The following is a 13,669-nucleotide window of genomic DNA, read 5'->3' on the forward strand; positions in this document are numbered from 1 at the left end:
AATTTTAATTGAAAATAGAATCGTCACTCGAAAAAAAGTAGCATTAACAGGTAAACGTTAATGCTACTTTTTTTATATTTTAAGTTCATCAGCCAGTTTTTCTAATTGAATTCGATCTTGTATGTAATAGGTTCTTCCGTCTTTTTTTAAGTAATTTTGCTGGCAAAACTGGTTTAATACGTATAAAAGATGACGGTAGCTAACATTTAAGTATTCTGAAGCCTCGGTATGTTTTTCTATATAACAATTATTTTGTTCTGTTAATAAAATAAAAGCAGCTAATCGATTTTCGAAAGGATAACTATAGTTTTTTGCGTAATTTTCAGTGCGAGTAATTGTCTTTTCTCCAATAAATTTGCATAAGTGCTGTAAAAACGTTGCATCTTGTAATAAAAGTTGCTGACAATCTTTAAGAGGAAGTGCTAAACAAACACAATCTTCTAGTACTTCAACGGACTTGGTGATATTTTCTACTCCTATTAATCCTAATTCCCCGATAAAAGATGGTGCTTGAATAAAATTAATTAATGAAACTTTCCCGTTTTTATGATTCATATATATTTTTGCTTTCCCAGAAATTAAGTAATAGAGATAAGGGAGGGCGTTTCCTTCGCTACATATCATCTCTTTCGTTTGAAAAGAATGCAGCTCTACATATGGCAAGACATGAAATGAAAATAGGGTATGGAATTGATGGATTCGCATGTATTGATAAATTTCTTCTTCATTTTTGCTGATTTTCATATTTTCACCCCTATTTATAGTATGAGATATCTCCTATTATCTTTACAAGAAGGAATGATACGATTTATGTAAATTTGTTTTTGTAGAAAAGAGAGTGTGATGAATTTATGAAAAAATATAAAACATTGCTATTTGATGTAGATGATACATTATTAGATTTCCAAAAGGCTGAAAAAGTAGCTTTACAGGTGCTTTTTGAAGAGAAGGGAATCCCTTTAACAGAGGAGATAGAGGCTCGTTATAAAAAAATAAATAAAGGTCTTTGGAATGCTTTTGAAAAAGGTGAACTATCACGTAATGAAGTTGTAAATAAACGATTCTCTATGTTGTTTAAAGAGTATGGAGAAGAAGTAGACGGTATATTATTCGAAAATAATTATCGTAGCTACTTAGAAGAAGGAAATCAACTCATGCAAGGTGCGTTTGAATTTATAAATCAAATTCAAGGGGAGTATGAGTTGTATATAGTGACAAATGGTGTTTCTAAGACGCAAGATAAACGTTTGCGTAATGCAGGGTTACATTCATTATTTAAAGGTGTTTTTGTTTCGGAAGATACAGGTTTTCAAAAGCCGATGAAAGAGTATTTTGATTATGTTTTTGAACGGATTCCTAACTTTGCACCTGAAGAAAGGCTGATTATTGGGGATTCATTAAGTGCCGATATTAAAGGTGGATATGTAGCGGGAATTGATACTTGTTGGTTTAATCCAGAAAGGAAATTAAATGATAGTGGGATTATACCGACATATGAAGTGCATAATTTTGAAGAATTATACGCTCTATTAAAACAGTTTGTTTAATGAAAATAGATGATTGGGGTTTATTTTACATGAATCATTTTTTCTAAAGGTCTTTTTCGAGTTAGTATGGAATATATTTCTTTTGTTGCTTTATATGAAATTGTTAATGTTTATTTTAGAACATTCAGAAAAAACTGTTTGACATTAGGAAATTATTGCTATAAAATCAACGGTAATTGCATAGTCTTATCAAGAAAAGGTGGAGGGACAGGCCCGATGAAACCTTGGCAACAGCCGTATAACGGAATTGTGCCAAATCCTGCAGGTAGTAATCCTGAGAGATAAGAAAGAGCCTTTAGAGCGTGTTTTCAAACTGCTCCTTTCTTGTTTTCAGGAAAGGGGCAGTTTTTTATTTTGTATAAAAGAAAGGAGAATGAGAGATGGGAGAATCATGGGGAAAAGGAACGATTTGTGTGCAAGGTGGCTATACGCCAAAGAATGGTGAACCACGTGTTTTACCACTTTATCAAAGTACAACGTATAAATACGATACTTCGGATGATTTAGCAGCCCTATTTAACTTAGAGGCAGAAGGATATATTTATACGCGTATTGGAAACCCTACTCTAGCTGCATTTGAGCAGAAGTTATCAGATTTAGAAGGCGGGGTAGGAGCTGTTGCAACGGCTTCTGGGCAAGCGGCTATTATGCTCGCAGTTTTAAATATTTGTAGTAGTGGAGACCATTTACTTTGCTCTTCAACTGTTTACGGGGGAACGTTTAATTTATTTGGGGTGAGTTTACGTAAGCTTGGCATTGATGTTACGTTCTTTAATCCCAATTTAACGGCAGATGAAATTGCGGCACTTGCTAACGATAAGACGAAGCTCATTTATGCAGAATCATTAGGAAATCCAGCGATGAACGTTTTGAATTTTAAAGAATTTTCAGATGCAGCGAAAGAGTTAGAAGTGCCTTTTATCGTGGATAATACATTAGCAACTCCTTATTTATGCCAAGCATTTGAGCACGGAGCAAATATTATCGTTCATTCTACGACGAAATATATTGATGGTCATGCAAGCTCTTTAGGCGGCATTGTCATTGACGGAGGGAACTTCGATTGGACAAATGGGAAATATCCTGAACTTGTTGAACCGGATCCAAGTTATCACGGCGTAAGTTACGTTCAAAATTTTGGTGCAGCAGCTTATATTGTGAAGGCGCGTGTTCAATTATTAAGGGACTACGGAAACTGTATGAGCCCATTCAATGCGTATATTAGCAATATCGGCTTAGAAACGCTGCATTTAAGAATGGAGCGTCATAGTGAAAATGCTCTCGTAGTTGCTAAGTGGCTTGCTAACCATGAACGTATTGAATGGGTGAATTATCCTGGATTAGATAGCAATGAAAATTACTCGTTAGCACAAACGTATTTGAAAAAAGGTGCTAGTGGTGTTTTAACATTCGGCATTAAGGGCGGATTAGAAGCGGCGAAAGAATTTATCGCAAATGTAAAACTAGCAACTCTTGTAACGCATGTAGCGGATGCACGAACTTGCGTTATACATCCTGCTAGCACAACGCATAGACAATTAAGTGCTGAAGATCAGCGTCTAGCTGGCGTTACATCAGATTTAATTCGTTTATCTGTTGGCATAGAAGATGTTTCTGATATTATTGCAGATTTAGAAGCGGCGCTAGTCGGAGGCAAAGAACATGCCGATCATAATTGATAAAGATTTACCAGCTCGCAAAGTGTTGCAGAAGGAAAATATATTTGTAATGACGAAGGAGCGAGCAGAAACACAAGATATTCGGGCATTGAAAATTGCTATCTTAAATTTAATGCCTACAAAGCAAGAAACAGAAGCGCAATTACTTCGTTTAATTGGCAACACACCGTTGCAATTAGATGTTCATTTGCTTCATATGGAATCACATTTGTCTCGCAATGTAGCGCAGGACCATTTAATGAGCTTTTATAAAACATTTCGTGATATTGAAAATGAAAAATTTGACGGGCTCATTATAACAGGAGCACCAGTTGAAACTCTTTCTTTTGAAGAGGTAGATTATTGGGAAGAGCTTAAACGTATTATGGAGTATTCAAAAACGAATGTAACATCTACGCTCCATATTTGCTGGGGGGCACAGGCTGGCTTGTATTATCATTATGGTGTTCCAAAGTATCCTCTTAAGGAAAAAATGTTCGGTGTATTTGAACATGAAGTTTGCGAGCAACATGTGAAATTGTTACAAGGGTTTGATGAATTGTTTTTTGCTCCCCATTCTCGTCATACAGAAGTACGAGAGAGTGATATTAGAGAGGTGACAGACTTAACATTATTAGCAAATTCTGAGGAAGCGGGTGTTCACCTTGTCATTGGGCAAGAAGGAAGGCAAGTGTTTGCCCTTGGGCATAGTGAATATAGTTGTGATACGTTAAAGCAAGAATACGAACGAGATCTTGACAAGGGATTAAATATTGATGTGCCAAAAAACTATTTTAAACATAATAATCCAGATGAAAAGCCCCTTGTTAGGTGGAGGAGTCATGGGAATTTATTGTTTTCTAATTGGTTGAATTATTACGTGTATCAAGAAACCCCTTATATATTGTAAAGAAAGATTGTGTAACACGTGGCAACGTTTTCCTTGTAAAGATTAACCTTTATTTTTCCGAATGTTCGAAATGCATTGTTTTTCAGATTTTTTATTCATATAATTTCATCTAAACACAATTTTTGAGGGGTGGACAGTACTATGAAAGAAATTCAAGTTGGTTTATTAGGTCTTGGGACAGTTGGGAGTGGTGTAGTTCGTATTATTACGGATCATCAAGAAAGACTCATACACCAAGTAGGTTGTCCAGTGAAGGTAACGAAAGTATTAGTGCAAAACATTGAGAAAGAGAGAGAAGTAGAGGTACCTTCTACTCTATTAACACAAGATGCAAATGAAATTTTAGATAATCCAAATATTGATGTTGTCATCGAAGTAATGGGTGGCATTGATGATGCAAAATTATATATTTTACAAGCTTTAAAAAGCGGAAAGCATGTTGTAACTGCAAATAAAGACTTAATGGCATTACATGGAGCTGAATTATTAGCGACAGCAAAAGATAATAAAACTGATCTCTTCTATGAAGCGAGTGTGGCAGGGGGAATTCCAATTCTACGCAGTATTGTAGAAGGACTCTCTTCAGATCTTATTACGAAAGTCATGGGAATTGTAAATGGAACGACAAATTTTATTTTGACGAAAATGTCAGACGAAGGGAGAGCATATAACGACGTGTTAAAAGAAGCCCAACAACTTGGATTTGCAGAAGCAGATCCAACATCAGATGTAGAAGGTTTAGATGCAGCAAGAAAAATGACGATTTTAGCTACTCTCGGTTTCTCTACAAATGTAGAGCTTGGAGATGTGAACGTAAAAGGAATTACCTCTATTACAGAGGAAGATATTGAATACAGTAAGAGCTTAGGTTATACAATTAAATTAATCGGTCTTGCAAAACGAGATGGTGAAAAATTGGAGGTTACGGTTGAACCAACTTTACTTCCAAATACACACCCTCTTGCGGCAGTACAAAATGAATATAACGCTGTGTATGTGTACGGTGAAGCAGTTGGGGAAACGATGTTTTATGGACCAGGGGCAGGAAGTTTACCGACAGCGACAGCTGTTGTTTCGGATTTAGTTGCTGTAATGCAAAATATTAGATTAGGGGTAACAGGAAATAGTGCTGTAGTCCCACAGTATCAAAAAGTATTAAAAGAGCCAGACGAAATAGTCGTGAAAAAGTTTTTAAGACTGCATGTAAAAGACGAAATTGGTGTATTTGCAAAAATTACTTCATTGTTCTCTGAGCGCGGAGTTAGCTTTGAGAAAATTATTCAAATGCCGCTTGAAGAGAAAGGAAAGGCTGAAATTGTAATTGTAACGCATCGTGCGTCTCTTGCTGATTATGATTATATTCTACATACGTTGCAAGGGTATGAAGAAATAGATTGTTTGAAAGCGAACTATCGAATTGAAGGGAATGCTAAGTAGTATCTCTTACCATAAAACAGAAAGAGCCTATTAAGCAGCTTGCTTAATAGGTTCTTTTCTATTTAAAATCTGTGTACCAACTTGAATAAATGCTTGGATAATCCAGCCTGTTGTAAAGGATAAGATGATGGTTCCAAAATAGATAGGTCCATCTAATAAAAAGCTTAAAGTTAAAAATAAAAAGGCTAATGAAATCTCTGTTCTTCTAAACGTCCATTTTTTCTTCTCAGCAACGGTTAAAACGAAAGCTTCTTGAGGCGCTGCGCAAAGGTTTGTAGAGACGTAAAGACCAATTCCAGCTCCAACGAATAGATTTCCGCAAATAAGTGTTATATATTTTGGAAGAGAGCGGATAGCGTCCATAATAGTTATAATGGAACCAATCCAATCAACAAAAAGAGAAATAAGAACCATCGTTACAATTGTACCGATTGTAATTTGTTTTTTATTCCAAAAGAGTACGATAAGTGTAAAGGCAAAGTTAATCATGAAAATCCAAAAACCAATACTTATCCCAAAATTTTGATATAGTGCAATAAAGAAGGAATCATAAGGGCTAAGTCCAAAGGAAGTAATTGTCGTCATCATATTAATACCGATGGCAAGAATGAGTAAACCGCCAATGAAAAATATATATTCTAATTTGAATCGAAGCATAGTTGTATATCCTTTCTAAATGTATTTGCTAGGAAAGGATATATTGTGGAAAGCTTACCAGGTCAAGAGAGAATTTTTGTGAGAAGGGGAAAGTGAGATGACAAATATAAGAAAGATTGCTGAACTTGCTGGAGTATCTGTTTCAACTGTTTCACGTGTACTAAATAATCATCCGTACGTAAATGAACAGAAACGAAAAGAAATTTTAGCGATTATAGAAGAATTAAATTACACGCAAAACGTGAATGCAATTCATTTAGTGAAAGGAAAAACGAATGTAATTGGCGTTTTATTGCCACACGTAAATGATCAATATTATAGCGCTATTATTGAGGGGATATCAAAAGAAACGGCAAAGAATAATTATAATATGATGCTTTGCCAGACAAATTATAGCGAAGAAAGAGAACTAGAAATTTTAAATATGTTAAAAATGAAAAAGCTTGATGGAGTTATTATTTGTTCTCGGGCAAATAGTAAGGAGAAGCTTGAAGAATATACGAAATTCGGCCCGATTGTTATGTGTGAAGAAATAGATTCAAAATGCATTTCAAGTGTCCATATTGATTACTACAAAGTATTTTCACGTGGGATGAAAAGCTTAATAGATGCCGGTCATACAAGTATTGGATATTGTATTGGAAGAAGTAATAGCGTTAATAGCCAAAGACGAAAGAGGGCGTATGAAGATTCGCTTCAACAGAGTATCGTAACACCGTTAGAGACCTGGAAATTTGAGGGGTGTTTTACAGTGGAAGATGGACGCAATGTAATTAGAGAATGGGCTCATATGTCAGTAAAACCGACGGCGTTCCTTGTATCTTGTAACCATATTGCAGCGGGGATGGTTACAGAAGCAAAAAAACAAGGAATTCGTATTCCAGAGGATATTACGATTATTGGGTGTGATGATCAAGAGGTGGCAGATATATTGGGTATAACGACGATTTCGCATTCTAGTAAAAACGTTGGATTGAAAGCGTTTGAATTATTATATGAAAAGATTAATGAAGAGAAATTAGATGTGAAGCATATAGAGTTATTACCAGAGTTAGTAGATAGAGAAACGACATAATTGAGAAGGTGTGAAAATCGCTTTTCAAAATTTCGTTTGGTATAATTATGGACAATCTATGAGGGCTAAAAGGGGTTTTGATATGAGATCAAAAGTAGTAAAAGTAATTCTACTCATTACAATTGCATCTTTCTGTTTATTTGCATATGGCTTTGTTTCAGGTGTAAATGATGTATTAAATCCGAAAGCTTCAAATTTAATTAAAAAGACCGATGTAGTGGCAAAAGAGAAAAAGAAAACGGGAACGTTACAAATCGTTAGTTTAGGTGATTCATTAACGCGTGGCGTTGGTGATAAAGAAGGAATTGGCTATGTTGGGCGAATGAAAGAGGATTTACAAAAAGATTATAAGCAAAAAATTGCATTAACAAATTTAGCAGTTAGTGGTGCAAAAATGCCCGATTTATTAAAACAAATTGAAAGTAATGGCGCTCAATATTCAATTAAGCAAGCAGATGTAATCGTGTTAACGATTGGTGGGAATGATTTGTTCCCAGGCTGGGAATCGCTTGGGAAGATAGATTTAGATACGTATCGTCCTGACACAGAAACGTTTCAAAATGAAGCAAAGAAAATTATAGAAGAAATTCGTAAATTAAATACAGATAGTCCAATTTTTTGGCTTGGTTTATACAATCCTTTTGAAGATGTAGAAGATTTAAAAGGGTCTTCAAACATTGTTGTGGACTGGAATGCATCTTTAGAGAAGTTAGCGCTAAACGATAAAAATGTGTATATTACACCGACATTTGATTTATTCCAAAACCGCGGAAAAGATTTATTATACTCTGATCATTTTCATCCGAACGAAGTAGGTTATACGTATATGGCAGAACGTTTAGTTCAAAATGTTGTAAGTAAATTAAAACTAGAACAAGGAGGGGTAAAATGACGACGATACTTTCCGTACGAGACTTGAAGAAGGTAATTGGAAAGAAGACTCTTGTAGAGGACATTTCCTTTGATGTAAAGCAAGGAGAAGTGTTCGGGTTCTTAGGACCAAATGGTGCTGGAAAGACGACTACCATTCGAATGTTAGTCGGATTGATTACGGCGACAGAAGGTACGATTTCTATCGGTGGTTATTCGATTAAGGACAATTTCAGAGAGGCGATGCGTCAAATTGGGAGTATCGTTGAAAACCCAGAGTTGTATACATATTTAACAGGATGGGAAAATTTAAAGCAATTTGCTCGTATGTTAGGTGATATATCAGATGAACGTATTATTGAAATTGCTGAAATGGTTCATTTAGATGAAAGAATTCATGACAAGGTAAAAACGTACTCACTTGGTATGAAACAACGCCTTGGAATTGCGCAGGCGCTCCTTGGGAATCCAAAATTGCTCATATTAGATGAGCCAACGAATGGTTTAGATCCAGCAGGGATTAGAGAACTTAGGGAATTTATACATAAGCTTGTAAAAGAAGAAAATATGAGCGTGTTTATTTCAAGTCACTTGCTAAGTGAAGTGCAAATGATATGCGATCGCGTTGCTATTATTCATAAAGGAAAGATGATAACAGTTGCCAAGGTTGAAGAATTAATTAAAACAGCAAGTGATCGTGTAGAATGGATTGTTACACCAATTTCTAAGGCGAAAGATATGTTAGAAGCAGCCGAAGAAGTAAGAGAAGTGAGTGTAGAAGGCGAGCGATTATTATGCCGCATGGATATTGCATCTATAAGTAGTTGGAATAAACACTTGGTAGAAAATGAAATAGATGTACATAGTGTTAAGGAGCTTGTATTTACGCTAGAAGATTTATTTATTGAACTCACAAGGGGTGAGCAGCATGCGTGAATTTGCGAATCTAGTTTTAAATGAATCAGAAAAGATTTACCGTAAGAAACGTATTTTTGTTGTTATGCTTATTTTAGCAATCTTAATCCCGCTTTTTGTGTATGCGCAGTATCGCGAAATAGAAACGACACAAAAAAGACTCGGTACAACTGATTGGAAGGTTTCATTGCAACAGCAAATTGTTGATTCTCAGAACCGGTTGAATAATTCTAGATTGCCAGAAGAATGGCGTGATTGGTTAAAGGTAAGAGTTGAACAACAACAATATTATTTAGATCATGATATTAATCCGATGGCGCCAGGTGCACCGACTTTTGTCAGAGCATTTATTGAACAAGGAATTACATTGTTTATTCCGCTTCTCGTAATGATTGTCGCCATTGATATCGTTTCTGGAGAACGAAGTGATGGGACGATGAAGATGTTACTTACGCGGCCGATTCGGCGCTGGAAAATACTCCTTAGTAAATACGTGACGATGTTATTTTTCATTTCGCTCATACTGCTCCTTGTAGGTTTGTTTGCTTACATATTATCAGGGCTTGTATTTGGATACTCGGGATGGAATTTACCTGTTTTAACAGGATTCGTCATTGATAAGGAAACGTTAAATACGAACTTTGTGCACCTTATTCCGCAGTGGCAATACATCTTAATGGCGTATGGACTAGCCTGGTTTGTTGCTATCGTTGTCGGAACTATATCATTTATGGTCTCTGTTTTAATTCGTAATACACCAGCTGGTATGGGCGTTATGCTAGCTGCATTAATTGCAGGCGGTATCTTAAGCTCATTCGCAACATCTTGGGAAGGCGCGAAATATATTTTTAGCGTGAATTTATCATTAACGGATTATTTATCAGGAAAATTACCTGCATTACAAGGCTTATCAATGGGATTTTCTTTGATGAATTTAACTGTTTGGGCAGTTGTTTCTCTTATTATTTCGTTCTTAGTATTTACAAAACAGGATATGTTGAATTAATTGGACAGGAAGTGAAAGCATGGAAAATGTTTTAAGAAATGATTGGGGACCATTACTGGCACCAGAATTTGAGAAAGAGTATTATCTTACTCTATCCAGTTTTTTGACAGAAGAATACAGCACGCATGTTGTTTATCCGAAGGTGGAAGATATTTTTAACGCTCTTCAGTATACAAGTTATGAAAATACAAAGGTTGTTATTTTAGGACAAGATCCGTATCATGGACCGAATCAAGCGCATGGTTTAAGCTTTTCTGTACAACCTGGTGTTAAAACACCACCATCATTGTTAAACATGTATAAAGAGCTTCGAGATGAATATGGTTATGAAATTCCGAATAACGGTTATTTAGTAAAATGGGCGGAGCAAGGAGTATTACTACTAAATACCGTATTAACAGTTCGTCAAAGTGAAGCAAATTCTCATAAGGGAAAAGGATGGGAGTACTTCACAGATCGTGTGATTCAACTGTTGAATGAACGTGAAAAGCCAGTTATTTTCATATTGTGGGGGCGCCATGCGCAGGCGAAGAAGAAGTTAATTACGAATCCGAATCATCATATTATCGAGTCTGTACATCCAAGTCCATTATCAGCAAGACGTGGTTTCTTTGGTAGTAAGCCATACTCTAAAGTAAATACGATTTTAGCTAATATGGGCGAAAGAGAAATTGATTGGGAAATTCCAAATTTATAAATAGAAAAGGTAGTTAACAGTCGTTAACTACCTTTTTATTATTATTGCTCGTTCTTTAATTTTGCATCTAGTACAAAAGTACCAAATGGGATAACTGATGAAACGAATGCTCCAAGTGCCCATAAAATTGATTTACGGTGTACGATTGTTACTTGAATTACTGCAAAGATGAATAGAATAAATAGAACACCATGAGCCATGCCTGTAATTTTAACAGCTGTTGCAAATCCTGCGAAATATTTCAATGGCATTGCTACAAATAATAGTAATAGGAAAGAAATACCCTCAACTAGTCCAATTGCTCTTAATCGTCCGATTGGTGTAGATAACATAAAGTAGCCTCCTTTAACGTATGCTTGTATATAGTAAATTTGTATTCTTTTTCAAAATAAAATAGTCTATTTTGTTTCATTATATACAAAAAGAAAGTTTACACTACGAGAATAGTGCAAAGTTCAAAATATAGTCACAAAAGCATGAGAATTTAAATAAAAACCTATTTGAAGTATTTGACTTCAAATAGGTTTTGTGAATGAAAATATTAAACAAGTACATCCGTTTTTAAAACAAATTTCTCTACAACTTTTGCAACACCATCGTTCATATTTGTATCTGTTACGTAATTTGCAATTTCTTTAATATCATCAGGTGCATTGCCCATTGCAACGCCAAGACCAGCAAATTCAATCATTGCTTGGTCGTTATAGCTATCGCCCATTGCGATAACTTCTTCACGCTTAATGCCAAGCTTTTGAATCAGTTTGTTTAAGCTCGTTCCTTTTGTAACACCGGCTTCAGTAAATTCTAAGAAGAATGGTTTCGAACGCATCACGCTTAATTGGCCTTCTAGTTGTTTTTGTAGTTTCTTTTCAACTTCAACAAGGCGTTCAGCTTCTTTATTCATTAATACTTTTACTACAGGCTCTTTAACTGCGGCTTTAAAGTCATCTACTACAACAATTGGCATACCAGTAATATCGCCCTCAATTTCAGTATAAGGATTATTTTCTTCCGTTACGATATCATCGCCCATATAAGTATGAAGCCATACATCTTCAGTTTTACTAATTTCAAATAGGTTGTGAACGATTTCAGGAGATAGTGTACTACTAAAGATTTCTTCGTTTGTTTTACAGTTAATAATTTTTGCGCCATTAAAAGATAGAATGAAACTGCCGTATTCTTCTAAGCGAAGTTCTTTGGCTACATTGCGCATACCAAACGTTGGACGTCCAGAAGCAAGTACAACCTTTACCCCTTGCTCTTGTGCAGTCATTAACGCTTCTTTCGTACGAGGTGAAATAGTATGGTCATCACGTAATAAAGTATCATCTAAATCTAAAACAATCATTTTATAAGTCATATAGAAAATTCCTTTCTTTAATTGAAATCAAAATACATGTTCATGAAGATGTTGAGGAATAATAGTAAGACATCAAACCTCTTTGAAAAGAAGTAGATAAATCATTATGAGTGTGTTGCTCATAATATCGGTTAATAATCATTGGGGATGGATAAAACCCCAATGATTCAAGTTTGATTTTATCGTAACAACTCTAAAGGTAGAGTGCAATAATGGAAGTTTTCCAATTTACGATATTTGTTTTGCTGTGGAACGAGAAAATAGTATTTCTAGCAAAATGGCCATTACAGATCCAAGAACGAGACCGTTACTTAAAAACGATGCTAGAAATGGTGGAAGTGTGGAATATGCTCCTGCTGGAACAAACATAACTCCGACTCCTGTGAAGATTGAAAGACCGGCTACTTTAAATAATCGTTCTTTATCCTGGACAGTTTCGTATTCTCGAAAGGCAAGGCCAATCATGCTTGCGAATACAGGATAAATAGCGGCATAACCAACTGCAACAGGGATTGCTGCAAAGAATGAAGTGATCTTTGGAAATATACTAACGACAATAATAAAGCTTGACCCTAATATAAACGGGAGACGTTTATAAATATTAGTCGTTGCAATAAAACCTGCTGATCCAGAAATAGCGACAGGCCCAATAGCTGAAAATAGGCCGCCTAGCAATTGGTTGATTCCTGTTATAATGCCAGCTTGTTTAAAACGATCTGGTGCTGCATTCTTTTCATACTTAGAGACAATCCTTTGCACAACACGAATACTTGCTAACATATTTGTTAGAAGTAATAGTGTAACGAAAACGACCGTAATTGCCATGTTCCATTCAATACGAGGCATTCCGAAAACAAATAGAGACGGAAAACGGATTATATCTGTCACAGGCGTTACTGGATTTGATAACCCGAAGCATGCGAATAATATCCAGCCGCATACGATACTGAAAAGAACAGAATATTGTCCAATAATAGGTAGCTTCATGATGAAAAAGGATAGTAAAATAACAATGAGTGAAAGAATAAATACGTTAGGTTGTACTTCTGTATGTTTTCCATCAAGGCCAAACATTCCCTTTAAGAAGGAGCCACTAAGCTGCGCAACAAGAAGAAATAAATATGTTCCAATGACTGTCGGTGTAAAATAGCGAACGAGTTTATCAATAAGTCCAAAAGCGCTAAGAATAATACAAATAATACCGCTTAATAGGAAAGCATATTGAAGAACTTTAAGTGTCTCATTGTTTGATCCAAATAATACGACGCCTAAACTTGCGTAAAGGGAGAAAATTCCCCACCAAAGTCCAGCAGGACCTTCTTGAATAGGAAGTTTATGCCCAAATATAGCTTGCAAGAGACCAGCAAAGCCTAGAACAAATAATGTTCTTTGTACGAATGCGATAGCTTCAGCGCCATCAAGACCATAACTAGTTGCGACACTAATTGGTACAATAAGGCTTCCAGCTAAAATAAATAGTGCCCATTGTAAGGCGGAAAGAAATGTCTTCATTATATCAACCTCTTTCATAGAT

General features: G+C 35.6%; 14 protein-coding genes and 1 riboswitch. Of the genes, 9 read left to right on the top strand and 5 right to left on the bottom strand.

Going from position 1 to position 13,669, the window contains the following annotated elements; translation table 11 throughout:
- Positions 1-72: 72 nt before the first annotated feature.
- The gene (locus MR160_RS16705; protein WP_063676230.1) at positions 73-744 is read right to left on the bottom strand and encodes a transcriptional regulator YeiL; all 672 of its coding nucleotides are present in this window, start codon (positions 742-744) and stop codon (positions 73-75) included.
- A gap of 107 nt (positions 745-851) precedes the next feature.
- On the opposite strand from MR160_RS16705, the gene MR160_RS16710 reads away from it, so the two are divergent.
- The 4 genes from MR160_RS16710 (at position 852) to MR160_RS16725 (ending at position 5,552) form a co-directional block, all read left to right on the top strand.
- Positions 852-1,547 (top strand): YjjG family noncanonical pyrimidine nucleotidase, encoded by a 696-nt coding sequence (locus MR160_RS16710; RefSeq protein ID WP_242297777.1) that lies wholly within the window; start codon positions 852-854, stop codon positions 1,545-1,547.
- A 183-nt stretch (positions 1,548-1,730) separates the two neighbouring features.
- Positions 1,731-1,835, top strand: a riboswitch (SAM riboswitch).
- A 92-nt stretch (positions 1,836-1,927) separates the two neighbouring features.
- Positions 1,928-3,226 (top strand): bifunctional O-acetylhomoserine aminocarboxypropyltransferase/cysteine synthase, encoded by a 1,299-nt coding sequence (locus tag MR160_RS16715; protein ID WP_000504772.1) that lies wholly within the window; start codon positions 1,928-1,930, stop codon positions 3,224-3,226.
- Positions 3,210-4,115: a homoserine O-acetyltransferase MetA gene (gene metA, locus MR160_RS16720; RefSeq protein ID WP_063676228.1), complete on the top strand. Its 906-nt coding sequence runs from the start codon at positions 3,210-3,212 to the stop codon at positions 4,113-4,115. The genes MR160_RS16715 and metA overlap by 17 nt, the downstream gene beginning before the upstream one ends.
- Positions 4,116-4,256: 141 nt before the next feature.
- A complete protein-coding gene (locus MR160_RS16725; RefSeq protein ID WP_242297779.1) occupies positions 4,257-5,552 on the top strand; it encodes a homoserine dehydrogenase in 1,296 nt (431 codons plus the stop codon).
- A gap of 30 nt (positions 5,553-5,582) precedes the next feature.
- Here MR160_RS16725 and MR160_RS16730 read toward each other — a convergent pair whose 3' ends face one another.
- Positions 5,583-6,209: a YczE/YyaS/YitT family protein gene (locus MR160_RS16730; RefSeq protein WP_000943409.1), complete on the bottom strand. Its 627-nt coding sequence runs from the start codon at positions 6,207-6,209 to the stop codon at positions 5,583-5,585.
- A 97-nt stretch (positions 6,210-6,306) separates the two neighbouring features.
- Here MR160_RS16730 and MR160_RS16735 point away from each other — a divergent pair, with 97 nt between their 5' ends.
- Genes MR160_RS16735 through MR160_RS16755 form a run of 5 tightly spaced genes read left to right on the top strand, consistent with a single transcriptional unit; the run spans position 6,307 to position 10,772 of the window.
- Positions 6,307-7,284, top strand: coding sequence for a LacI family DNA-binding transcriptional regulator (locus MR160_RS16735; RefSeq protein WP_000181963.1), 978 nt, complete (start codon positions 6,307-6,309; stop codon positions 7,282-7,284).
- Positions 7,285-7,294: 10 nt separating this feature from the next.
- Positions 7,295-8,176: an SGNH/GDSL hydrolase family protein gene (locus tag MR160_RS16740; RefSeq protein WP_002083539.1), complete on the top strand. Its 882-nt coding sequence runs from the start codon at positions 7,295-7,297 to the stop codon at positions 8,174-8,176.
- A complete protein-coding gene (locus MR160_RS16745; RefSeq protein ID WP_000207706.1) occupies positions 8,173-9,090 on the top strand; it encodes an ABC transporter ATP-binding protein in 918 nt (305 codons plus the stop codon). The genes MR160_RS16740 and MR160_RS16745 overlap by 4 nt, the downstream gene beginning before the upstream one ends.
- A complete protein-coding gene (locus MR160_RS16750; protein WP_001206482.1) occupies positions 9,083-10,075 on the top strand; it encodes an ABC transporter permease subunit in 993 nt (330 codons plus the stop codon). The genes MR160_RS16745 and MR160_RS16750 overlap by 8 nt, the downstream gene beginning before the upstream one ends.
- A gap of 19 nt (positions 10,076-10,094) precedes the next feature.
- Positions 10,095-10,772, top strand: a complete 678-nt coding sequence (locus tag MR160_RS16755) for a uracil-DNA glycosylase (protein WP_000432546.1) — start codon at positions 10,095-10,097, stop codon at positions 10,770-10,772.
- A gap of 41 nt (positions 10,773-10,813) precedes the next feature.
- Here the strand turns inward: MR160_RS16755 and MR160_RS16760 are convergent, their stop codons facing one another.
- The 3 genes from MR160_RS16760 to MR160_RS16770 all read right to left on the bottom strand — a co-directional run bounded on the left by MR160_RS16760 (position 10,814) and on the right by MR160_RS16770 (position 13,647).
- On the bottom strand, positions 10,814-11,104 hold the full coding sequence (locus MR160_RS16760) for a DUF3817 domain-containing protein (RefSeq protein ID WP_000953395.1): 291 nt from the start codon (positions 11,102-11,104) through the stop codon (positions 10,814-10,816).
- 209 nt (positions 11,105-11,313) lie between these two features.
- Entirely contained in the window at positions 11,314-12,135 is an 822-nt protein-coding gene (locus MR160_RS16765) for a Cof-type HAD-IIB family hydrolase (protein ID WP_000221388.1), read from the bottom strand.
- Positions 12,136-12,363: 228 nt separating this feature from the next.
- Positions 12,364-13,647, bottom strand: a complete 1,284-nt coding sequence (locus MR160_RS16770; protein WP_000847020.1) for a purine/pyrimidine permease — start codon at positions 13,645-13,647, stop codon at positions 12,364-12,366.
- Positions 13,648-13,669: the final 22 nt, after the last annotated feature.

The organism is Bacillus cereus group sp. BfR-BA-01382 (genome assembly GCF_022663475.1).
In the GTDB taxonomy this organism is placed as follows: domain Bacteria; phylum Bacillota; class Bacilli; order Bacillales; family Bacillaceae_G; genus Bacillus_A; species Bacillus_A thuringiensis_S.

Bases quoted from the DNA above. Each gene is read 5' to 3' on its own strand.
- MR160_RS16760 (WP_000953395.1), bottom strand. From the start codon at position 11,104: ATGTTATCTACACCAATCGGACGATTAAGAGCAATTGGACTAGTTGAG.
- MR160_RS16770 (WP_000847020.1), bottom strand. From the start codon at position 13,647: ATGAAGACATTTCTTTCCGCCTTACAATGGGCACTATTTATTTTAGCT.
- MR160_RS16715 (WP_000504772.1), top strand. From the start codon at position 1,928: ATGGGAGAATCATGGGGAAAAGGAACGATTTGTGTGCAAGGTGGCTAT.
- MR160_RS16735 (WP_000181963.1), top strand. From the start codon at position 6,307: ATGACAAATATAAGAAAGATTGCTGAACTTGCTGGAGTATCTGTTTCA.
- MR160_RS16725 (WP_242297779.1), top strand. From the start codon at position 4,257: ATGAAAGAAATTCAAGTTGGTTTATTAGGTCTTGGGACAGTTGGGAGT.
- MR160_RS16710 (WP_242297777.1), top strand. From the start codon at position 852: ATGAAAAAATATAAAACATTGCTATTTGATGTAGATGATACATTATTA.
- MR160_RS16730 (WP_000943409.1), bottom strand. From the start codon at position 6,209: ATGCTTCGATTCAAATTAGAATATATATTTTTCATTGGCGGTTTACTC.
- MR160_RS16765 (WP_000221388.1), bottom strand. From the start codon at position 12,135: ATGACTTATAAAATGATTGTTTTAGATTTAGATGATACTTTATTACGT.
- MR160_RS16750 (WP_001206482.1), top strand. From the start codon at position 9,083: ATGCGTGAATTTGCGAATCTAGTTTTAAATGAATCAGAAAAGATTTAC.
- MR160_RS16745 (WP_000207706.1), top strand. From the start codon at position 8,173: ATGACGACGATACTTTCCGTACGAGACTTGAAGAAGGTAATTGGAAAG.
- MR160_RS16755 (WP_000432546.1), top strand. From the start codon at position 10,095: ATGGAAAATGTTTTAAGAAATGATTGGGGACCATTACTGGCACCAGAA.
- MR160_RS16705 (WP_063676230.1), bottom strand. From the start codon at position 744: ATGAAAATCAGCAAAAATGAAGAAGAAATTTATCAATACATGCGAATC.
- metA (WP_063676228.1), top strand. From the start codon at position 3,210: ATGCCGATCATAATTGATAAAGATTTACCAGCTCGCAAAGTGTTGCAG.